This is a genomic window from Bradyrhizobium sp. UFLA05-108, assembly GCF_059803455.1.
The window spans coordinates 46,985-68,678 of sequence record NZ_JBANAZ010000006.1; the positions used below are offsets into that span (position 1 = coordinate 46,985).

At 64.1% G+C, this 21,694-nt stretch carries 20 protein-coding genes; 7 read left to right on the forward strand and 13 right to left on the reverse strand.

Annotated features, from left to right (window positions below):
* The first annotated feature begins 50 nt into the window (after positions 1–50).
* Entirely contained in the window at positions 51–962 is a 912-nt protein-coding gene (locus SO140_RS06200; protein WP_449381545.1) for a LysR family transcriptional regulator, read from the forward strand.
* An 87-nt stretch (positions 963–1,049) separates the two neighbouring features.
* Here the strand turns inward: SO140_RS06200 and SO140_RS06205 are convergent, their stop codons facing one another.
* Positions 1,050–2,051 carry a 2-hydroxyacid dehydrogenase gene (locus tag SO140_RS06205; protein ID WP_449381546.1) on the reverse strand — a complete coding sequence of 334 codons (1,002 nt, stop codon included), beginning with the start codon at positions 2,049–2,051 and terminating at the stop codon, positions 1,050–1,052.
* A gap of 329 nt (positions 2,052–2,380) precedes the next feature.
* Between SO140_RS06205 and SO140_RS06210 the strand changes: the two genes are divergently transcribed.
* Positions 2,381–2,908 carry an SH3 domain-containing protein gene (locus tag SO140_RS06210; RefSeq protein WP_449381561.1) on the forward strand — a complete coding sequence of 176 codons (528 nt, stop codon included), beginning with the start codon at positions 2,381–2,383 and terminating at the stop codon, positions 2,906–2,908.
* Positions 2,909–3,045: 137 nt separating this feature from the next.
* Here the strand turns inward: SO140_RS06210 and irrA are convergent, their stop codons facing one another.
* Positions 3,046–3,537, reverse strand: a complete 492-nt coding sequence (gene irrA, locus SO140_RS06215; RefSeq protein ID WP_449381547.1) for an iron response transcriptional regulator IrrA — start codon at positions 3,535–3,537, stop codon at positions 3,046–3,048.
* Positions 3,538–3,889: 352 nt separating this feature from the next.
* Between irrA and fabA the strand changes: the two genes are divergently transcribed.
* The 3 genes from fabA to fabI all read left to right on the forward strand — a co-directional run bounded on the left by fabA (position 3,890) and on the right by fabI (position 6,676).
* Complete coding sequence (gene fabA, locus SO140_RS06220; RefSeq protein WP_449381548.1) at positions 3,890–4,411, forward strand: bifunctional 3-hydroxydecanoyl-ACP dehydratase/trans-2-decenoyl-ACP isomerase; 522 nt, start codon at positions 3,890–3,892, stop codon at positions 4,409–4,411.
* Positions 4,412–4,513: 102 nt separating this feature from the next.
* Positions 4,514–5,740, forward strand: coding sequence for a beta-ketoacyl-ACP synthase I (gene fabB, locus SO140_RS06225; RefSeq protein ID WP_449381549.1), 1,227 nt, complete (start codon positions 4,514–4,516; stop codon positions 5,738–5,740).
* Positions 5,741–5,875: 135 nt separating this feature from the next.
* Positions 5,876–6,676 carry an enoyl-ACP reductase FabI gene (fabI, locus tag SO140_RS06230; protein WP_449381550.1) on the forward strand — a complete coding sequence of 267 codons (801 nt, stop codon included), beginning with the start codon at positions 5,876–5,878 and terminating at the stop codon, positions 6,674–6,676.
* A 115-nt stretch (positions 6,677–6,791) separates the two neighbouring features.
* Here fabI and SO140_RS06235 read toward each other — a convergent pair whose 3' ends face one another.
* Entirely contained in the window at positions 6,792–7,388 is a 597-nt protein-coding gene (locus tag SO140_RS06235) for a glutathione S-transferase family protein (RefSeq protein ID WP_449381551.1), read from the reverse strand.
* A 182-nt stretch (positions 7,389–7,570) separates the two neighbouring features.
* On the opposite strand from SO140_RS06235, the gene SO140_RS06240 reads away from it, so the two are divergent.
* Positions 7,571–7,693 carry a hypothetical protein gene (locus SO140_RS06240; protein ID WP_449381552.1) on the forward strand — a complete coding sequence of 41 codons (123 nt, stop codon included), beginning with the start codon at positions 7,571–7,573 and terminating at the stop codon, positions 7,691–7,693.
* On the opposite strand, the gene SO140_RS06245 is transcribed toward SO140_RS06240, so the two are convergent.
* Genes SO140_RS06245 through SO140_RS06255 form a run of 3 tightly spaced genes read right to left on the reverse strand, consistent with a single transcriptional unit; the run spans position 7,683 to position 9,602 of the window.
* Positions 7,683–8,102, reverse strand: a complete 420-nt coding sequence (locus SO140_RS06245; protein ID WP_449381553.1) for a Rid family hydrolase — start codon at positions 8,100–8,102, stop codon at positions 7,683–7,685. The genes SO140_RS06240 and SO140_RS06245 overlap by 11 nt on opposite strands.
* Before the next feature lie 51 nt (positions 8,103–8,153).
* Positions 8,154–8,642 (reverse strand): GNAT family N-acetyltransferase, encoded by a 489-nt coding sequence (locus tag SO140_RS06250; RefSeq protein ID WP_449381554.1) that lies wholly within the window; start codon positions 8,640–8,642, stop codon positions 8,154–8,156.
* A gap of 21 nt (positions 8,643–8,663) precedes the next feature.
* Complete coding sequence (locus SO140_RS06255; RefSeq protein ID WP_449381555.1) at positions 8,664–9,602, reverse strand: hydrogen peroxide-inducible genes activator; 939 nt, start codon at positions 9,600–9,602, stop codon at positions 8,664–8,666.
* A gap of 113 nt (positions 9,603–9,715) precedes the next feature.
* On the opposite strand from SO140_RS06255, the gene katG reads away from it, so the two are divergent.
* Positions 9,716–11,872 carry a catalase/peroxidase HPI gene (gene katG / locus SO140_RS06260; RefSeq protein WP_449381556.1) on the forward strand — a complete coding sequence of 719 codons (2,157 nt, stop codon included), beginning with the start codon at positions 9,716–9,718 and terminating at the stop codon, positions 11,870–11,872.
* 213 nt (positions 11,873–12,085) lie between these two features.
* Here katG and pnp read toward each other — a convergent pair whose 3' ends face one another.
* The 7 genes from pnp to nusA form a co-directional block, all read right to left on the reverse strand.
* Positions 12,086–14,248, reverse strand: a complete 2,163-nt coding sequence (gene pnp / locus SO140_RS06265; protein ID WP_449381557.1) for a polyribonucleotide nucleotidyltransferase — start codon at positions 14,246–14,248, stop codon at positions 12,086–12,088.
* A gap of 378 nt (positions 14,249–14,626) precedes the next feature.
* Positions 14,627–14,896: a 30S ribosomal protein S15 gene (gene rpsO / locus SO140_RS06270; protein ID WP_008540131.1), complete on the reverse strand. Its 270-nt coding sequence runs from the start codon at positions 14,894–14,896 to the stop codon at positions 14,627–14,629.
* Between the two features lie 2 nt (positions 14,897–14,898).
* Entirely contained in the window at positions 14,899–16,017 is a 1,119-nt protein-coding gene (gene truB, locus SO140_RS06275) for a tRNA pseudouridine(55) synthase TruB (RefSeq protein ID WP_449381558.1), read from the reverse strand.
* Positions 16,014–16,457, reverse strand: a complete 444-nt coding sequence (gene rbfA / locus SO140_RS06280; RefSeq protein ID WP_449381562.1) for a 30S ribosome-binding factor RbfA — start codon at positions 16,455–16,457, stop codon at positions 16,014–16,016. Before rbfA ends, truB begins: the two co-directional genes overlap by 4 nt.
* Positions 16,458–16,614: 157 nt before the next feature.
* A complete protein-coding gene (gene infB / locus SO140_RS06285) occupies positions 16,615–19,302 on the reverse strand; it encodes a translation initiation factor IF-2 (RefSeq protein ID WP_498542385.1) in 2,688 nt (895 codons plus the stop codon).
* 71 nt (positions 19,303–19,373) lie between these two features.
* On the reverse strand, positions 19,374–20,057 hold the full coding sequence (locus tag SO140_RS06290; RefSeq protein ID WP_449377700.1) for an RNA-binding protein: 684 nt from the start codon (positions 20,055–20,057) through the stop codon (positions 19,374–19,376).
* A 24-nt stretch (positions 20,058–20,081) separates the two neighbouring features.
* Positions 20,082–21,692 carry a transcription termination factor NusA gene (gene nusA / locus SO140_RS06295; RefSeq protein WP_449377699.1) on the reverse strand — a complete coding sequence of 537 codons (1,611 nt, stop codon included), beginning with the start codon at positions 21,690–21,692 and terminating at the stop codon, positions 20,082–20,084.
* Positions 21,693–21,694 lie beyond the last annotated feature (2 nt).

The following is a 21,694-nucleotide window of genomic DNA, read 5'->3' on the forward strand; positions in this document are numbered from 1 at the left end:
TGCGCCGATAAGCTGGACAATATGGAAAAGCTTGTTCACTATATCGAACAATGAGCGAGCCTGACCTGCGCGATCTCGACGCCTTCGTGGCGGTGGCCCGCACCCGCAATTTTCGGCGGGCGGCGGTGGAGCAGCATGTCTCGGTCTCGAGCCTCAGCCAGCGCCTGCGCGACCTCGAGGAGCGCCTCGGCGTTCGCCTGATGAACCGCACCACCCGCAGCGTTGCCTTGACCGAGGCGGGCGAGCTCTTGCTGTCACGCGTCGCGCCGGCGCTGCGCGACGTCGGCGATGCCCTGGATCAGGTGCGCAGCCTCCGCGAAGTCGCGTCGGGCCGCCTGCGCATCAATGCGCCGCCGCCGGCGATCGATCTCGTGCTCGCCGAAATGGTCGGGCCGTTCCTGCGGGCGTATCCGCAGGTCGAGCTCGACATTGTCGCCGAAAGCTCGTTCGTCGATATCGTCAGCGGAGGCTTTGATGCCGGTGTGCGCTATGGCGAGCACCTGGCGCAGGACATGGTTGCGGTCCAACTTGGCAGGCCGCAGCGCTACGCGGTCGTCGCTTCAGCCGACTATGTCGCGCGCCGCGGCCGGCCAAAGCATCCCAAGGATCTGCTCGACCATGACTGCATCCGCACGCGCTTCGGCAGTGGCGCGATGCTCGATTTGGAGTTCGAGAAGAACGGTCATGTGGTGAAGGTCGATCCTCCCGCCAAGCTGATTGCGACCTATCTGGGACTTGCGATGCGCGCCGCACGCGACGGCGTGGGTTTTTGGGCGACGTTCGATGGGTATGTCCGTGAGCACGTCGAATCTGGGGCGCTGGTGAGCGTGCTGGAGGATTGGTGCGAGCCGTTTCCCGGACCGTTCCTGTACTATCCAAGCCGGCGGCAAGTTCCGCCGGCGTTGCGTGCCTTCATCGACTTCGCTGCAGAGTGGCGCAAACGAGAAAAGCGGCGCGGGTGAAGCATGATCCGGAAAAGTGTGCAGCGGTTTTCCCTCGCGACAAACGCGGAACGCGTTTGCGCGGAGATCATGCTTAAACAATAAGCCTCAGAGCATGCTCGGCAGCACGCGATCCGGAGGCTTGTGGGCGTCGAGGAAGGTGCGGATGTTGATGATCACCTTCTCGCCCATCTCGACGCGGCCTTCGATCGTGGCCGAGCCCATATGCGGCAGCAGCGTCACCTTGCCGGCCTTGGCGAGCCGCACCAGCTTCGGGTTGACCGCGGGCTCATGCTCGTAGACGTCGAGGCCGGCGCCGCCGATCTCGCCGGCTTCGATCAGCTTGATCAGCGTGTCCTCGTCGGTCACCTCGCCGCGCGCGGTGTTGACGATGTAGGCCTCTTTTCGGATCAGCTTCAGCCGCCGCGCCGAGAGCAGATGATAAGTGGCCGGCGTGTGCGGACAGTTCACCGAGATGATGTCCATCCGCGCCAGCATCTGGTCGAGGCTTTCCCAATAGGTCGCGCCCAGCTCGTCGGCGATCTTCGGCGCGACGGGCCGGCGGTTGTGATAGTGGATCTGCAGGCCGAAGGCGCGGGCACGGCGTGCCACGGCCTGGCCGATGCGGCCCATGCCGATGATGCCGAGCCGCTTGCCGCCAATGCGGTGGCCGAGCATCCAGGTCGGCGACCAGCCCGCCCAAGGTTTTCCTTCGGTGAGCACCGAGGCGCCCTCGATCAGCCGACGCGGCACCGCGAGGATCAGCGCCATGGTCATGTCGGCGGTGTCCTCGGTCAAAACCTTCGGCGTGTTGGTGACGGTGATGCCGCGCGCATGCGCCGCCTCGACGTCGATATTGTCGACACCGTTGCCGAAATTCGCGATCAAACGAAGCTTGCAGTCGGGCTGGTTGATGATGTCGGCGTTGATATGATCGGTCACGGTCGGAACCAGCACGTCGGCCGTGCGCGCGGCTTCCGCGATCTGCTCCCGCGACATCGGGGTGTCGTCAAGATTGATCCGGGCGTCGAACAATTCGCGCATGCGCGTCTCGATGGAGTCCGGCAGCTTGCGTGTCACGACGACGAGGGGTTTTTTCTTGACCGACATGTCCTGCTCTCATGAGGCTTCGCTGGCCGCCTCTGTCGTCAAAGGCTTACCGTTCAGACCTCATTAACCCGGTTGTTCGACACTGGCGCTGCCGCATCGTCCCCGGCGTTTCCTTCAAGCTCTCCCGACATTTCCGGCCGGAAAATCGGGCCAAACTGGTTTGTTAGACGTTCGTCCTCTCTAGCAGATGGCCGGGCCAAGACAAGAACCACGGCAGCGGAAGGAAGGACCCGCGTGGGGCGGGGAGAGGGGCATGCGGCGTGGGTTTGGAAGTGATTTCTCGGAATTCGGCTCGCTTGCGGCGGGGTTCCGGCAGGAGACGGGTCGTGATGGCGTTGGGGCGTTTTTGGTCGCTGGTGGTGCTCGTCTTGGGTTGGCTGAGCGCTTCGGTCAGCCCCGGACATTCGGCCAAGGACGCGGTTCAGACCGCGAGCGGCCTTCCTGTGCCCCGCTATGTCAGCCTCAAATCCGACCATGTGAATGTCCGCGCCGGCCCGACCAAGGACAACGATGTGGCCTGGGTTTACACCCGCGCGGGTCTCCCGGTCGAAATCACCGCCGAATTCGAGAACTGGCGCCGGGTTCGCGATTCCGAAGGTGCCGAGGGCTGGGTCTATCATTCATTGCTGTCGGGCCGACGCACCGCCGTCGTCACCATGAAGCACAAGGACGATCTCGCGCCGATCTATGATCGCGCCGACACCGAGAGCGCGATCGCCGCAAAGCTCCAGGCCGGCGTTGTTGCCCAGGTCAAGAAATGCACCACGGGTTGGTGCCACGTCATGGGCAACGGTTTTGACGGCTGGATCCAGCAGGAACGGCTCTGGGGCGTCTACGCCGACGAGCTGGTGAACTGACGCGAGAGGACAACCTGTTGCCCCAACGTCATGCCCGGGCCTGTCCCCGGCATCCACGCACTTTCTTGCTTAGCCTAGAACGTGGATGGCCGGGACGAGCCCGGCCATGACGATCAAACTGAACACCTAGGAAAGCCTCAGCGCTTCTTGCGCAGACGCACGACCATGTCGATGCGCGCGATCTCGTAGCCCTCGGGCACGTCGGGCATCTTCGACAGCGCCAGATGTGGGTCGGGAATGTCGACGAGCTCGTGGCTGTTCTCGAGATAATAGTGGTGGTGCGTGGTGACGTTGGTGTCGAAATAGGTCTTGGTGCCATCGACGCTGACCTGGCGCAGCAGACCGGCATCGGTGAGCTGGTTCAGGGTGTTGTAGACGGTGGCCAGCGACACCGGAACCTTGGCCAGCGTCGCTTCCTCGTAGAGCATTTCGGCGGTCAGGTGCCGGGCACCCTTGCCGAACAGCAGCCAGCCCAGCGCCATGCGCTGGCGCGTTGGGCGAAGCCCGGCAGCCTGGAGCATTTCGTTGACGTCGTGCCACGGGCAGCCGGTCAAGGCCGGCTGGCGTCCGGAGTGGAGGGACGCGGAATGGGCGGTTTCGTCGTGGTGGTTCGGGGCGTTATCGCTCATTTCCGATTTCAGGGCACGCGAGGAAGAACACTATTGTCCTCGAATATATGGACGGATAGATGCAGATGCAAGTTTCTCGCAACTAGAGCGGTTCTAAGTCGGCCCGGAACCGGGACGAGATGCGATCATTCTACCCTGTAATGGGCGCTTTGACGCCAGGAGGGCCTATGATAGAGAGCGCGCGGTCCCGCTTAGCCAGTTTTGGCGCAGCCGGGCCCAATGAGGCTTGGCCCGCGGTCGATTCGGCCGCGCGGTTTTTGTGCCTGACAATGGTCAATGGCGCTCCTTTCATCGAGAAACGGGGCCATTTTCGCCAAAACTGCCCCTTCGGGATTTGAACAGAGGCTCCGGGATGCTGAACAGGCGCAACGGTTACGAATACGAGGATTTGCTGGCTTGTGCCCGCGGCGAGATGTTCGGCCCAGGCAACGCCCAATTGCCGCTGCCGCCGATGCTGATGTTCGACCGCATCACGGACATTTCCGATACCGGTGGTGAATACGGCAAGGGACTGGTGCGGGCCGAGCTCGACGTCAAGTCGGACCTCTGGTTCTTCGGCTGCCATTTCAAGAACGACCCGGTGATGCCGGGCTGCCTTGGCCTCGACGCGCTCTGGCAGATGGTCGGATTCTACCTCGGCTGGGTCGGCGGCGAGGGCCGCGGCCGCGCACTGGGCCTCAGCGAGTTGAAGTTCGGCGGCCAGGTGCTGCCCGAAGCCCGCAAGGTCGTGTACCAGGTCGATATCAAGCGTGTGATGCGCTCAAAGCTGGTGCTGGGCATTGCCGATGGGTGGCTTTCGGTCGACGACACGATTATCTATCGCGCAAAGGATCTGAAGGTCGGCCTGTTCAAGCAGGGCACGAACCTTGGTTGAACCAAGAGCTTTGGTTGAAGCGAGAGTCTTGGTTGAACCAAGAGTCTTGGCTGAAGCAAAGCGTATCACTTTAAAGACGACAACGATTAGGGCGAGGCTGTCATGAGGCGGGTTGTGGTCACCGGGATGGGCATTGTCTCGTCCATCGGAAACAACACCCAGGAAGTGCTTGCGAGCCTTCACGAGGCGAAGTCAGGCATCTCGCGGGCAGAAAAATATGCCGAGCTCGGCTTCCGTTCGCAGGTGCAGGGTGAGCCGACGCTCGATCCCGCGACGGTAATCGACCGGCGCGCGATGCGCTTCCTTGGCCAGGGTGCGGCATGGAATCACATCGCGATGGAGCAGGCGATCCAGGATTCCGGTCTCGGGCCTGACGAAGTCTCCAACATCCGCACCGGCATCATCATGGGTTCCGGCGGTCCGTCGGCCCGCACCATCGTCGAATCCGCCGACGTCACCCGCTCCAAGGGACCGAAGCGCGTCGGACCGTTCGCTGTGCCGAAGGCGATGTCGTCCACAGCCTCTGCGACGCTCGCGACCTGGTTCAAGATCAAGGGCGTGAACTATTCGATCTCGTCGGCCTGCGCGACGTCGAACCATTGCGTCGGCAATGCCTATGAGACGATCCAGATCGGCAAGCAGGACATCATCTTCGCCGGCGGTTGCGAGGAACTGGACTGGTCGCTGTCGGTGCTGTTCGACGCCATGGGCGCGATGTCCTCGAAATACAACGACACGCCTGCCACCGCCTCGCGTCCCTATGACGTCAATCGCGACGGCTTCGTCATCGCAGGCGGCGCCGGTGTGCTGGTGCTGGAAGAGCTCGAGCACGCCAAGGCGCGCGGCGCGCGCATCTATGGCGAGATCGTCGGCTATGGCGCGACATCGGATGGTTACGACATGGTCGCGCCGTCGGGTGAAGGCGCCGAGCGCTGCATGCGCATGGCAATGTCGACCGTGAAGACCAAGGTCGACTACATCAATCCGCACGCTACCTCGACGCCGGCGGGCGACCCGCCGGAGATCGAGGCGATCCGGAAAGTGTTCGGCGTCGGCGAGAAGTGCCCGCCGATCTCCGCCACCAAGGCACTCACCGGCCATTCGCTGGGTGCGACCGGCGTGCAGGAAGCGATCTATTCGCTTCTCATGATGAACAACGGCTTCATCTGCGAGAGCGCACACATCCAGGAGCTCGACCCGGTGTTCGCCGACATGCCGATCGTGCGCAAGCGCATCGACAACGCCAAGATCGGCACCGTGCTGTCGAACTCGTTCGGCTTCGGCGGCACCAATGCCACGCTGGTGTTCAGCCGGCTCGATGCGCAATGATTTGAGTCGGTCATGCCCCGCGGAGGCGGGGCATCCAGTACGCCGCGGCCTCTCTATTTATCACGACCGTCTCTGGAATACTGGATCGCCCGCCTGCGCGGGCGATGACGTCGAAAAATGGGAGCGACGGCTGCAATGCAGGGACTAATGAAAGGCAAGCGCGGTCTGATCATGGGCATCGCCAATGATCACTCGATCGCCTGGGGCATGGCCAAGACGCTGCGCGCCCACGGCGCCGAGCTCGCCTTCACCTTCCAGGGCGACGCGCAGGGCAAGCGGGTCAGGCCGCTGGCGGAGTCGCTCGGTGTCGACACCGTGCTGCCTTGCGACGTCGAGGACATCGCCAGTGTCGATGCGCTGTTCGCGGCGTTGCGCGCGAAATGGGGGCAGCTCGATTTCGTGATCCACGCGATCGGCTTTGCCGACAAGAACGAGTTGAAGGGCCGCTACGCCGACACCAGCCGCGAGAACTTTTCGCGTACCATGGTGATTTCCTGCTTCTCTTTCACGGAAATCGCCAAGCGCGCCGCCGACATGATGCCGGCGGGGGGCTCGATGATCACGCTGACCTTCGGCGCCTCGATGCGCGCGATGCCGAACTACAACGTCATGGGTGTCGCCAAGGCGGCGCTGGAAGCCTCGGTACGTTATCTCGCCGCCGATTTTGGCCCGCGCGGCATCCGCGTCAACGCGATCTCGGCAGGGCCGGTGCGCACGCTCGCCGGCTCCGGCATTGGTGAGGCCCGCGCGATGTTCGCATTCCAGCAAAAGCATTCGCCGCTCGGCCGCGGCGTGACGCTCGATGAGCTCGGCGGCTCGGCGCTGTATCTGCTGTCGGAGCTGTCAGGCGGCGTCACCGGCGAGGTGCACTATGTCGATTCCGGCTACAACATCATCCTGATGCCGAAGCCGGAAGATTTGAAGACGCTGGAATAAGCGAAGGCTCTGTAGGGTGGGCAAAGGAGCGCAAGCGACGTGCCCACCACTTCTGTCACCATCGCGGAAACGTGATGGGCACGGCGCGAATGTGCCTTTGCCCACCCTTGATCTCTCAACCCGCCGCGATCTTCTCGGCGCGCTGGAACGCCGGCCGGGCCACGCAGCGGGCGATGTAGGCGTCGAAACTGGGGCGCGGCGGCACCATCTTGAACATCCGCACCGCAAAGTTCAGCCCCGAGCCGATCACGATGTCGGCGGCCGTGAACTCGTCGCCGAGGATCCATGGTCCCTTGGCCAGCGCGGCGTCGAGGACGTCGAATACCTGCGTCGCGCTGCCCCAGGCGGCCGTGAAGGTGGGTACCTCGAGCTTGGTGAAGATCTGGATCAACCCGGGCTCGATGCAGCCTGGCCCGAAGAACAGCCATTGCAGATATCGCGCGCGACGCGGATCGGTTGGCGCAGGCGCGAGCTTCGTCTCCGGGTAGCGATCGGCGACATAGGCGCAGATCGCGGCCGCCTCGCCGAGCGCAGCGTCGCCGTCGACCAGGGCCGGCACCTTGCCCATCGGATTGATCTTCAAATACTCCGGCGCCTTCTGCGCGCCCGTCGTGATGTCGGTCAGCACGCGCTCATAGGGCAGGCCGGTTTCCTCCATCAGCCAGAGCGCGGAGAAGGAGCGCGAGCGGGGCGACCAATAGAGCTTGATCATGGGAGCGGACCTTTCATCGGGACGCGATTTTCCTCGTGCATCGCGCGTCTTGTGCTGCTTGGCAAGTCGCTACGGCTCGGGTGACGATGCATGTTTCACGCAAGGTGTTGGTCAATTCTCCCTTTCCAAACAGTTTGATGCAACGTCATCGAAATGCACAAGGCGCTGAAAATGAGCCCGCGATGGCCGCGCGCATGTCGCAGACGCTTCGGTCGATGGTCGATCTCTGCGAGAAGATGGACGCTCTTGCGCTGAAGCCTGGAAAGCGCGGCCCCTACCAAAAGCGCGTTGCCGTCACTCTCTAAAGGCCGTGACGCGGATTTCGACGTGCATCTTAGGGTCGCCAAGCACCGCGACGCCTAGGCACGTCCAGATCGGCTTATGATTGGGCATGCGAAGGCGAAACTGCCGCGCCATCTCCGCTGTAGCTGCAAGGATCGTCCCGTCCGGTTCCGGCGTATGGTATGAGTTGACGTGAGCGACGTTTGCCCAATCAAGCCCGACCTCATTCAGCATGAAGGCCACATTATCGAAGGCTCGATTGATCTCTGCCTCAATCGGAACGTCGACCGGGAAATCGAGCGTATCAGGATGCCAGCCGCCCTGGCCGGATAACTCGACCCGGCCATCGGTCTCCAGCACCATCGAATAGCTGTAGTCTCTGGCGTTCTTTTCACCCCAAGCGCCCGGAGAATGAAGCTTGAACCTCGGCACGTTGCTCTCCCGTCGCGAGCATCGCGAGGCTATCGCAGGCAGGCCTTGATTTCAAACTGAGACACTACCTGGCAATCGATCGACGCCCTTCTTTCTGCGCCACCGATAGCACTTCATCATGAAGCCCGTTGCCGTCGCGACCTCCTCCTTCTCGAACACAAAGCCCTCGCGCTCGTACCAGCGCCAGGCCTTTTCGTTCTCGCGCACGCAACGCAGGACGATTTCGTCCGGCAACTGCGTTCGCGTGAACGCGAGCAACTGATGGCCGAGCGAGCGTCCCTGATAGCGCGGTGCGACGAAGAGCTGGTCGAGATAGAGGTTCGGCAGATGCAGCGCCAGCATGGCGGCGATCGCACCGTCATCATCGGCGACAAAGAGGCTCCAGCCACCCTCGATCTCGCGTCGCACCCGCGCGCGCAGGTTCGCGAGCAGGAAATTGCTCGCCTCCGCCAGGCCGGTCGAGACCCAGCTCTCCATCCAGACACGGGCGATCTCGTCGTATTCGTGCGGCTCGGCGGGACGGATGACCGGAGTGGACATGGGGATGATCTGCCGCGTCGATCAGGCCCTGGCACTGCGCGGTATGGTGCTCGCCGCATGCCGTGCGCGCACCTTGCCGGCCGACAGGCACACCACTTCGGAGATTTGCAGGAGCTGCCGCGCCAGGGGGCTGGTCCTGCGCCAGACCATGCCGATGGTGCGCGAGGGCTGCGGATCGGCGAAGCGCGCGACCGACACGGAGGCCGACCGCGTCTCGACCGGCAGGGCCATTTCCGGGATCAAGGTCACGCCGATGCCGGCGCTGACCATCTGAACCAGCGTCGACAGCGAATTCGCATCCAGCATCTCGCGCGGCGGGGCCGATTGCATGTTGCAGAACGACAGCGCCTGGTCGCGGAAACAATGCCCCTCCTCCAGCAGCAGCAGGCGCATCTCACGCATCATCTCGCGTGAGGGCACCGGAGTTCCCTCATCCGTGCCCGGCCGCACCAGCAGAAACTTTTCCTCGAACAGCGCGACTTCCGTCAGCGAGGCTTCCGAGACCGGCAGGGCGACGATCGCCGTGTCGAGCCGGCCTTCGGTCAGCTCCTGGATCAGCTTGGGTGTCATCGTCTCGCGGACGCGGATGTCGAGCTCCGGATGCAGGCGCGTGAGGTTCTTGGTGATCGTCGGCAGCAGATAGGGCGCGATCGTCGGGATCATGCCGATGCGCAGGCGGCCGGCGAAGCGGTCGCGCGAGGCGCGCGCGAAATCGCCGAGCTCATCGACCGAGCGCAGGATTTCGCGGACGCGCTGGGCGAGTTCCTCGCCGAAGCGCGTGAGTGCGACCTGGCGCGCGCTGCGTTCGAGCAGCAGGCCGCCGAGCGTCTCTTCCATTTCCTTGATCTGCATCGACAGCGCCGGCTGCGAGATCGAGCAGGCTTCCGCCGCGCGCCCGAAGTGGCCGAGACGCGCCAGCGCATCGAAATATCGGAGCTGCCGCAGCGTCAGATTGATCATCAGAAAATCCTATCGCAGCGATCATTAAAGTCAACTTTACCTGATAAGAGGCAGCGCCTAGAGTCGTTTGACCTGGGTCATGGCGAAGTTCGACGCCACCAGAGGAGGTATTCATGGACGATCAAGCAAAATGCCCGTTCACGGGCGGAAAACCCGCACCCTCGAACCGCGAGTGGTGGCCGAATCAACTGGATGTCCAGGTCCTGCACCGGAATTCCGATCTGTCGGATCCGATGGGCAAGGACTTCGACTATGCCAAGGAATTCAAGACGCTCGACCTGAATGCGGTCGTCAAGGACCTGCATGCCCTGATGACCAACTCTCAGGAGTGGTGGCCGGCCGACTTCGGTCACTATGGTGGCCTGATGATCCGCATGGCCTGGCACAGCGCGGGCACCTACCGCATCACCGACGGTCGCGGTGGCGCAGGTGCTGGTCAGCAGCGCTTCGCGCCGCTGAATAGCTGGCCCGATAACGCCAATCTCGACAAGGCTCGCCGGCTGCTCTGGCCGATCAAGCAGAAGTACGGCCGCAAGATCTCGTGGGCCGACCTGATGGTCCTCGCCGGCAACGTCGCGCTGGAATCGATGGGCTTCAAGACGTTCGGTTTTGCGGGTGGCCGCGCCGACGTCTGGGAGCCTGAGGAATTGTATTGGGGTCCCGAAGGCACGTGGCTGGGCGATGAACGCTACAGCGGCGAGCGCCAGCTCGCCGAACCGCTCGGCGCGGTGCAGATGGGCCTCATCTACGTCAATCCCGAGGGGCCGAACGGCAAGCCGGATCCGGTCGCGGCCGCCAACGACATCCGTGAGACGTTCTTCCGCATGGCGATGAATGACGAGGAGACCGTCGCGCTGATCGCCGGCGGCCACACCTTCGGCAAGACGCACGGTGCAGGCGACCCGTCCCTCGTCGGGCCGGAGCCGGAAGCCGGTGCGCTGGAGGATCAGGGCCTCGGGTGGAAGAGCAAGCACGGTACGGGCATCGGCGCTGACGCGATCACCGGCGGCCCGGAAGTCACCTGGACGCAGACGCCGACGAAGTGGAGCAACTACTTCTTCGAGAACCTGTTCGGTCACGAATGGGAGCTGACCAAGAGCCCGGCCGGCGCGCAGCAGTGGAAGGCCAAGAGCACTGAGGCGGTCATTCCGGACGCGTTCGACAAGTCCAAGAAGCATGTGCCGACCATGCTCACGACTGATCTCTCGCTGCGTTTCGATCCGGCCTATGAGAAGATCTCGCGGCGCTTCCTGGAGAACCCGGATCAGTTCGCGGACGCCTTTGCCCGCGCCTGGTTCAAGCTTACCCACCGCGACATGGGCCCGATCGCGCGCTATCTCGGCCCGCTGGTGCCGAAGGAGACGTTGATCTGGCAGGATCCAATTCCGGCCGTCGATCATGAGCTCGTCAGCGAGCAGGACGTCGCGGGGCTGAAGACGAAGATCCTGGCTTCCGGCCTCTCGGTGTCCGAGCTGGTCTCGACGGCCTGGGCATCGGCCTCGACATTCCGCGGCTCCGACAAGCGCGGCGGCGCCAATGGCGCGCGCATCCGCCTTGCTCCGCAGAAGGATTGGGAGGTCAACCAGCCGGCCCAGCTCTCCAAGGTGCTCGGCAAGCTCGAGGCGATCCAGAAGGAGTTTGGCGCAGGCAAGAAGAAGATCTCGCTTGCCGATCTCATCGTCCTCGGCGGTGGCGCCGCGGTCGAAAAGGCTGCGAAGGACGCCGGCGTCGACGTGAAGGTGCCGTTCACGCCGGGCCGCACGGATGCCTCGCAGGAGCAGACGGACGTTCCGTCCTTCGCGCCGCTCGAGCCGCGGGCTGACGGCTTCCGCAACTACGTCGGCGGCAAGCATCAGTTCCTGAGGCAGGAGGAAGCCCTGGTGGACCGGGCGCAGCTGTTGGGGCTCACTGCGCCCGAGCTGACGGCTCTCGTCGGCGGTCTGCGCGTGCTCGGCGCCAACGCAGGTGGCTCGAAGAACGGCGTCTTCACGGAGAAGCCGGGGACGTTGACCAACGATTTCTTCGTCAACCTGCTCGACATGAGCACGCAGTGGGCGCCGGCCGCCAACGGCGCGTATGAGGGGCGTGACCGCAAGACCAATGCGGTCAAGTGGACCGCGACCCGCGCCGACCTGATCTTCGGCTCGCACTCGCAGCTCCGCGCATTCGCGGAAGTCTACGCGAGCGGGGATTCGAAGCAGAAGTTCGCCAAGGACTTCGTGGCCGCCTGGACCAAGGTGATGAACGCCGATCGCTTCGATCTGGTCTGAGTAGCAGTTGCTGTTCACCTCTCCCACTTGCGGGAGAGGTCGACGCGAAGCGTCGGATGAGGGCTCGCTCCACACGGGGGCTCTCGCTTGGGGAGAGACCCTCTCCCCAGCCCTCTCCCGCAAGCGGGAGAGGGAGCGCATGTCGCCCAAGACGAACACAAACAAAAAGGGCGGCCTTTCGGCCGCCCTTCGCGTTTCTGATGTGCCGAGAGCTTACTCGCCGGCCGCTTCGCGCGGAGCCTGCTGGCCCTCAGCGGCCTTCTGCTTGGCCTCGAGGTCCTCGCCGGTCTGCTGGTCGACGGCCTTCATCGACAGGCGCGTCTTGCCGCGGTCGTCGAAGCCGAGCAGCTTGACCTTGACCTTGTCGCCTTCCTTGACGACGTCGGTGGTCTTCTGCACGCGGCTGGCCGCGAGCTGGCTGATGTGGACGAGGCCGTCCTTGGAACCGAAGAAGTTCACGAAGGCTCCGAACTCCATCACCTTGACGACGGTGCCGTCATAGATCTGGCCGACTTCGGGCTCGGACGCGATCGACTTGATCCACTTGATCGCAGCCTTCATCGCCTCGCCGTCGCTGGAGGCGACCTTCACGGTGCCGTCGTCCTCGATGTTGACCTTGGCGCCGGTCTTCTCGACGATCTCGCGGATCACCTTGCCGCCGGTGCCGATCACTTCGCGGATCTTGTCGGTCGGGATCTTGAAGGTCTCGATGCGCGGCGCGTATTCGCCGAGCTCGGCGCGGGCCGCGGTCAGGGCCTTCGCCATCTCGCCAAGGATGTGGATGCGGCCTTCCTTGGCCTGGCCAAGGGCGACACGCATGATCTCCTCGGTGATACCCTCGATCTTGATGTCCATCTGGAGCGAGGTGATGCCCGCTTCCGTGCCGGCGACCTTGAAGTCCATGTCGCCGAGATGGTCCTCGTCACCGAGAATGTCCGAGAGAACCGCGAAGCGCTTGTCTTCGAGGATCAGGCCCATCGCGATGCCCGCGGTCGGCCGCTTCAACGGCACGCCGGCGTCCATCAGCGCGAGCGAGGCGCCGCAGACCGACGCCATCGACGAGGAGCCATTGGACTCGGTGATCTCCGACACCACGCGCGTGGTGTAGGGGAATTCGTGGTGCGGCGGCAGCACGGGATGGATCGCGCGCCAGGCGAGCTTGCCATGGCCGATCTCGCGACGCTTGGTGCCGCCGAGACGGCCGGTCTCACCGACCGAGTAGGGCGGGAAGTTGTAGTGCAGCAGGAACGTCTCCTTGTACGTTCCCGACAGCGCGTCGATGTACTGCTCGTCCTCGCCGGTGCCGAGCGTGGTCACGACCATCGCCTGGGTCTCGCCGCGGGTGAACAGCGCCGAGCCGTGGGCGCGGGGCAGCACGCCGACTTCGGCGACGATGTTGCGGACCGTCTTGGAGTCGCGACCATCGATGCGCTTGCCGGTGTCCAGGATGTTCCAGCGAACGATCTTGGCCTCAAGCTCCTTGAACACGCCCGCGACGCGCAGCTTGTCGTACTTCGGCTCCTGCCCTTCAGGGAAGTAATGGGCGATCACCTTTTCCTTGACCTTGCCGACCGCGGCGTAGCGATCCTGCTTGACGGGAATGGCGTAAGCGGCGCGCAGCTCCTGCTCGACGAGGCCGAGCATTTCCTTTTCGAGCGCCGAATTGTCGATGACGGTGACTTCGCGCGGCTCCTTGGCGGCCTTCTCGGCGAGCTCGATGATCGCGTTGATCACCGGCTGGAAGTGGCGGTGGCCGAACATCACGGCGCCGAGCATGATGTCTTCGTTGAGCTCCTTGGCCTCCGATTCCACCATCAGCACGGCGTCGGCGGTGCCGGCGACCACGAGATCGAGCTGGGTCTCGACCATCTCGTCGAGCGTCGGGTTGAGGATGAACTCGTCATTGGCGAAGCCGACGCGCGCAGCACCGATCGGGCCCTTGAACGGAGCGCCGGACAGGGTCAGCGCAGCGGACGATGCCACCAGCGCGACGATATCGGGGTCGTTCTCCATGTCGTGCGACAGCACGGTGGCAATCACCTGGGTCTCGTTGCGCCAGCCGTCGACGAACAGCGGACGGATCGGGCGGTCGATCAGGCGGGAGACCAGCGTCTCCTTCTCGGTCGGACGGCCCTCGCGCTTGAAATAGCCGCCGGGAATGCGGCCCGCGGCATAGGCCTTCTCCTGGTAGTCGACCGTCAGCGGCAGGAAGTCGACGCCTTCGCGCGGCGCCTTCGCGGCGACGACGGTGGCGAGCACCACGGTCTCGCCGTAGGTCGCGAGGACGGCGCCGTCGGCCTGGCGTGCGACCTTGCCGGTTTCAAGCTTAAGAGGGCGTCCGCCCCAGTCGATCTCGACTGAATGCTTATTGAACATAGATGTCTTCTTTCATGGGTTCTCGAAAGAGGAGACGCGTCGAAAAACAAAAACCATGCGCAAGATTGCGGGACGCTGATCGAAGCGGGTGATCAGCGTCCTGCGATCCTGCCATGGTTTTTGGATTTCGGATGGCGTCCATCCTTTCGGGTCATACGGGCGCCTTGCCCGTTGCGCCCAGCCGCCGGATTGCTGCTGGACTGGTCAGTCGGCACGAGCGCGAACGCCGTATCGCGGCCTTCGACCATCATGCCCGGATGCGAATCGGTATTGGCCCGCACCCGACATGCGCGTGAGCCTCGATCAAAAACCTTGAAAAAAGTGCTTTCGTTCGAAACCACGCGCAGAAACGCGCGCCGGTGGCGCGCGCAAGAGCTCTTAACGACGAATGTTATGCTTCTCGAGCAGCGCCTTGTACCGCGCCTCGTCCTTCTTCTTCAGGTAATCGAGGAGCGAACGGCGCGTCGACACGAGCTTCAAGAGGCCGCGGCGCGAATGATTGTCCTTCACGTGGGTCTTGAAATGGTTCGTGAGGTTGTTGATGCGTTCCGAAAGGATCGCGACCTGGACCTCGGGCGAGCCGGTGTCGCCGGCCTTGGTGGCATTCGTCTTGATGACTTCCGCTTTGCGTTCTGCGGCAATCGACATCGTCAATTTCTCTCGTTGCGACCGGTGCTGGCAGTCAGGCCGGTCAGGTTGAACACACGCTTGGGGATGATTTCGCCATTGCCAACTTCAGCAAGCGCCAAAAGACGGCCTGCCACCGTGACATAGACTGTGCCGCTACAAGTGGGCGCATCCCGTCCGCGCAACAAAACGGCTTGGCCCCGATGGAGCCTTGCCGCATCAGCCCGAGTGACGGCCAGTGCCGGGATGTCGTCCAGCGCGGTCTCAACGGGCAAAAGCGCGTCGGCGAGGCTGCCCTCGCCGGACGCGGCTCTATGGCACAAAGCCTCCAACTGATCCAGCGGAATCATGTCGTTCTCGCCAAACGGGCCGACCAGGGTCCGCCGCAGCGCGCAGATATGGCCGAAAGTGCCGAGAATCCGGCCCATATCTCGGGCCAGGGCGCGGACATAGGTTCCCTTGCCGCATTCGGCCTCGAATACCGCTCGATCGCTATCTGGTTGATCGACAAGGGATAAATGGTGAATCTCGACCGGGCGGGGTGCCAGCTCCACGACCTCGCCGTCGCGTGCCAGGTCGTAGGCGCGCTCGCCCTGGACCTTGATCGCGGAATAGCGCGGCGGGACCTGCTCGATCACGCCGGTGAACCGGGGCAGCAGCGCCAGGATGGCTTCCCGAGTCGGACGCTGGTCGGAGCTGGCGGTCGCCCGGCCCTCGATATCGTCGGTATCGCGCTCTTCCCCCCAGCAGACGGTGAAGCGGTAGCGCTTGCGGCCGTCCATCACGAAGGGGACGGTCTTGGTGGCCTCGCCGAGTGCGATCGGCAGGCCGCCGGAGGCGAGCGGATCCAGCGTGCCGGCGTGGCCGGCGCGCTTGGCGTTGAACAGACGCTTGAGCACGGCGACGGCCTGCGTCGAGGTCATCCCGATCGGCTTGTCGAGCACGACCCAGCCGTGCACGTCGCGCCGGTCGCGGCGCGGCTGATTGTTCTTCTGCTGCTTGGCGCGCGGATCGTTGTTGACGCGGCGCTCCTGCGCATGCGGCGTGGCGTCGCTGCGCAGCTCGGCTAAATTATTTTTCTGCACGTCGCCCGAGTCAGCGTCTTCGGTGCCGATTGCACCGTGAGCCGGGTCCATCATCATTGTTCTTCTTCCCGATCCGAATCCGGATTCTGTTCCGGATCCTTGTCCAAGTCTTTTTGCACCGCAGGCGTTCGCAATAATTTCTCGATCCGTTCCGCTTCGTCGAATCGCTCGTCGACGCGGAAGCGAATGTCAGGTGCAAATTTCAGGTTAACGCGCCGCGCGACTTCGCCGCGCAGGAATTTCTTGTTGCGATCGAGCGCGGCAATCACGCGCTCGGTGTCGCGACCGCCAAGCGGCATCACGTAGATGGTCGCGAGCTTCAGATCCGGCGACATCCGTACCTCCGGCACGGTGATGATGTGACCTTCGAGATCCGCATCATGCACATTGCCTTGCGCCAGAATCTCGGCCATCGCGTGGCGAACCTGCTCGCCGACGCGCAGCTGCCGCTGCGAGCCGCCAGGCGCGGAGCTCTTTTTCTGATGGTGGCGGGGCATTGTCTGGAAAATCACCTCGTCATGCCCGTGATGGGACACCGGCATTGTCATTTGTCACGTCGAAACGAACGAGACATCGATGGCCGGAATGAATCCGGCCATCGCGCTCTCGCAATTTCAGTTCAAAAGGATCCGGTCGCTTCGGTAAGATTTGGACTTACAGGGAGCGCTGGATCGTCTCCACTCGATAACACTCGATCACGTCACCGGCACGCATGTCGTGGTAGTTCTCGAACGCCATGCCGCATTCCTGACCAGACTGGACTTCCTTCACTTCGTCCTTGAAGCGCTTCAGCGTCGACAGCTTGCCTTCGTGCACGACGACGTTGTCGCGGATCAGGCGCACATTGGCGCCGCGTTCCACGGTGCCGTCGGTGACGCGGCAACCGGCGACCTTGCCGACCTTGGAGATGTTGAAGATCTCCAGGATCTCGGCATTGCCCAGCATGGTTTCGCGCAGGGTCGGTGCGAGCAGGCCGCTCATCGCCTTCTTCACGTCATCCACGAGGTCGTAGATGATGTTGTAGTAGCGGATCTCGATGCCGTTGCGCTTGGCGGCCGCGGCCGCCTCCTTGTTGGCGCGAACGCTGAATCCGATGATCGCTGCGTTGAAGCCTTCCGCGAGCGTGACGTCGGACTCCGAGATGCCGCCGACGCCGGCATGCAGGATGCGGGCTGCGACTTCCTCGGTGCCGAGCTTCTCGAGCGAGCCGAGGATCGCTTCCAGCGAGCCCTGCACGTCGGCCTTGACAATCAGCGGGAACTCCTTGCGGCCCGCGGTCTTCAACTGCGACATCATCTGCTCGAGTGAGCCGCGCATGCCGGAGATCGAGGCTGCCGCGTTCTCGCGCTTCTGGTGCGCGCGGTAGCTGGTGATCTGGCGGGCACGGGCTTCGTTCTCGACGACCGCGAGACGATCGCCTGCCTCAGGCGGGCCATTGAAGCCGAGCACCTCGACCGGCACGGAGGGGCCGGCTTCCTGCACGGTCTCGCCCTGATCCGAGATCAGCGCGCGGACGCGGCCCATCTCGGCGCCGGCGACGATGATGTCGCCGACACGAAGCGTGCCGCGCTGGACCAGCACGGTGGCGACCGGACCACGGCCGCGGTCGAGCTTGGCCTCGATCACGGTGCCTTCGGCCGGACGCTCCGAATTGGTCTTCAGGTCGAGGATTTCGGCCTGCAGCGCGATCATCTCCAGGAGCTTGTCGAGATTGGTCTTGTTCTTGGCGGACACCTCGACGTCGACCACTTCGCCGCCGAAGGATTCGACCTGAACCTCGTGCTGGAGCAGTTCGGTGCGCACGCGCTCGGGCTTGGCGTCGGGCTTGTCGATCTTGTTGATCGCAACAATGATCGGTACGCCCGCCGCCTTGGCGTGATTGATGGCCTCGACCGTCTGCGGCATCACGCCGTCATCGGCCGCGACCACCAGCACGACGATGTCGGTGACCTTGGCGCCGCGGGCGCGCATCGCGGTGAACGCGGCGTGGCCGGGCGTGTCGATGAAGGTGATCTTCTTGCCGGTTTCGGGCGAAGACACCTGATAGGCGCCGATGTGTTGGGTGATGCCGCCGGCTTCGCCCGAGACCACATTGGCGTGACGGAGCGCGTCGAGCAGCGAGGTCTTGCCGTGGTCGACGTGACCCATCACGGTCACGACCGGCGAACGCGGCTCGGTGTCGGTGGAATCGTCGACGACGTCGAACAGGCCTTCTTCGACGTCGGAGGCCGCAACACGCTTCACGGTGTGGCCAAGCTCTTCGGCGATGAGCTGAGCGGTGTCGGCGTCGATCACGTCGGTGATCTTGTGCATCGCGCCCTGCTTCATCAGCATGCGGATGACGTCGACCGCGCGCTCGGACATGCGATTCGCGAGTTCCTGGATCGTGATCGCCTCCGGGATCGTCACCTCGCGGATCAGCTTTTCCTTCGGTTCGTTCGAGGCATGGCCCTTCAGGCGCTGAGTGCGGCGGCGGAACGAGGCGATCGAGCGCTCGCGCACCTCGTCGGCATTGAGCGCGGTGACGACGGTCAGGCGGCCGCGCTCCTTCTGCGGGCCGGGCTTGTGGGTGGTCTTGGGGGCCGCCACGGGACGTGCGGCGCCGCCAGGACCGCGACGGATCTGGCGCGGACCCTCGTCCTCGTCCGGTCCGGCCGCGACTGCGGGGGCGCGACCCGCCGGGCCGGCCGGCCGCTGTGTGGTCGTTGCGGGCCGGGCCGCGGAGGCCGTCGGCCGCGCAGTGGTGGTCCCGGGCCGCGGCGCAGGAGCGGCCGGTGCCGCCGTCGCGGTACGCGCGGGAGATTGCGGCTGCTCGCCTTCGCCAAAACGCTTCTTGGCCTCGATCTCGGCCTTCCGCTTGGCTTCGTCCTCGTGGCGATGACGCTCGTCCTCGGCCTTGCGGCGCGCTTCAGCGGCCTCGCGCTCGGCACGCTCGGCGCTTTCGCGAATGGCGCGGCGCTGGGCTTCTTCCTCGGCCTGACGGCGCTCTTCGACCTCGCGCAGCTTGGCATCGGCCAGCGCGCTGGCGCGGGCGGAACGTTCGTCCTCGGTCAGGGTGCGCAGCACCACGCCGGAATTGGCGTTGCGCGGCGGGGCAGGGGGCGGAGCCGGGCGGGCCGCAGGAGGGGGTGCGGCCGGGGCCGGCTTCGCAACCTCCGGGGTGTGCGGCTCGGGACCGGTGTCCCCGATCCGGCGCTTGCCGCGCTTCTCGACCACAACCTGCTTGCTGCGGCCATGGCTGAAGCTCTGGCGCACGGTGCCCGTTTCGACGCGCGGCTTGAGCGTCAGCGTCTTGCTCGGAACGCTCAGCTTCTTGTCGCCAGGGGTCTTGGTATCAACCATTCAGCAGTCCTAATCCTGATCTTGTTGTCATTGTGCGTTGCCGCACTGTCATACCGGTCGTCGTTCTGTCTTCAGAAATCCTGGCCGCGCTTTTCGGCAGTCCCGTCATCGTCCGCCATCCGGTATCGGACCAGCATCTGGCTACGTGACAAAAATGTCCTGCTCGCCGGGCCCGCGAGCAGCGCAGCATGTATCACATTTGACCTGCCTAGTGCCAAATCCAATTCTGCCGATTTCAATGCGGTGACGACGGGAATTTGCAGCTTCTCGTCGCGATTCCGCTCGTTTTGCCGCGCCAACCCGTCCAATTTGCGGATTCCGTCCTGGGCTCCGTCACTGGCGTGGATCAGGACCGCAACCGCTCCCTCTTTCAGGGCGGTCTCGACCTTGCCGAAGCCGGCCAGGACCTGACCTGCCTTGGTGGCAATCGCCAGCGCCTCGGTCACACTCCGAACCAGCAGCGTTTCCGTGTCAGAGGGAAGCGTTGGCGGGACGCGCAAATCGCGCCTGAAGGCCTTGCTGAAATGGTGACGGTGGACGGCTTCCGCAACTGCTTGTCGCGAGGCCGATATCCACATGCCCCGGCCAGGCAGCTTGCGCTTGAGGTCGGGAACAATATCGCCCTGGGGTGAAACGACGAAGCGGATCAGCTCGTCGATCGGCCGGACCTTTCGGCTGACCACGCACATGCGCATGGTCGCGGACCTTTCGGTCCGCGGTCCATGGTCGAGTTCGGGGTCAGTGCTGGCAAGCATCCGGGCGACATCTCCTGATCGCCCTTAAGCCGGCTGCTGTTCGGACGCCTCGGCGTCTTCAGCGGGCTTGGCGAGGTCCGCCTCGGTGATCCAGCCGGCCTTGACGCGTGCCTGCATGATCATCGCCTCGGCATCGTCGCGGGAGATGTCGATGCCGTCGAGCGCGCCCTTGAACTTGGTCTGCTCGCCGCCTTCCTTGCGCTCGGTCCAGCCGACCAGATCGTCGGTGGCGCAGCCGGCGAGGTCGTCGACCGTCTTGATGTCGTTCTCGCCGAACTTCACCAGCATCTTCGAGGTGACGCCGGGCACGTCCTTAACCGCATCCTCGACGCCGAGTTCCTTGCGCCTGGCCTCGAGCTCGGCTTCCTGCTGCTCGAGATATTCGCGCGCGCGGTTCTGCAGCTCCTGCGCGGTCTCCTCGTCGAAACCTTCGATGCCGGCGAGTTCCTTGACGTCGACCATCGCCAGTTCCTCGACCGAGGTGAAGCCTTCGGATGCCAGCAATTGACCGACCACCTCGTCGACATTGAGCGATTCCATGAAGACGCGGGTGGAGTTCTCGAAGTCGGCCTGGCGGCGCTCGGATTCCTCCTGCTCGGTCAGGATGTCGATGTCCCAGCCGGTGAGCTGCGAGGCGAGGCGGACGTTCTGGCCGCGGCGGCCGATCGCCAGCGAAAGCTGGTTGTTGGTGTCGGGCACCACGACCTCGATGCGCTCGCGGTCCTCGTCGATGACGACCTTGGACACTTCGGCCGGCGCCAGCGCGTTGACCACGAAGGTCGCGATGTCGGGCGACCAGGGGATGATGTCGATCTTCTCGCCCTGCAATTCGTTCACCACTGCCTGCACGCGCGAGCCGCGCATGCCGACGCAGGCGCCGACCGGATCGACCGAGGAATCGCGGGAAATCACGCCGATTTTCGCGCGCGAGCCGGGATCGCGGGCCACCGCCTTGATCTCGACGATGCCGTCATAGATTTCCGGCACTTCCTGCGCGAACAGCTTTGCCATGAACTGCGGATGGGTGCGGGAGAGGAAGATCTGCGGCCCGCGAGTCTCGCGGCGCACGTCGAAGATATAGGCGCGGACGCGGTCGCCGTTGCGGAACACCTCGCGCGGCAGCATCTCGTCGCGGCGGATGATGGCTTCGCCGCGGCCGAGATCGACGATCACGCTGCCATATTCGACACGCTTGACGACGCCGTTGACGATGTCGCCGATGCGGTCCTTGAATTCCTGGTACTGCCGGTCTCGCTCGGCCTCGCGCACTTTCTGCACGATGACCTGCTTGGCCGACTGCGCGGCGATACGGCCATATTCCAGCGGCGGCAGCGTATCGGCGATGGTGTCGCCGACCTGGGCCCCGGGATTGGCGCGCTGCGCGTCGACCAGTGAAATCTGGTTGGAATGATTTTCGACCTTGTCGACGACCAGCATGTGGCGCGACAGCCGGAGTTCGCCCTTCTTGGGATCGATCTCGGCATGAACGTCGGTCTCGCTGCCGTAGCGGGCGCGCGCCGCCTTCGCGATGGCGTCCTCCATCGCGGCAATGACGATGCCGCGGTCGATCGATTTCTCGCGCGCAACGGCGTCGGCGATCTGCAGCAATTCAAGTCGATTGGCGCTGACTGCCATGG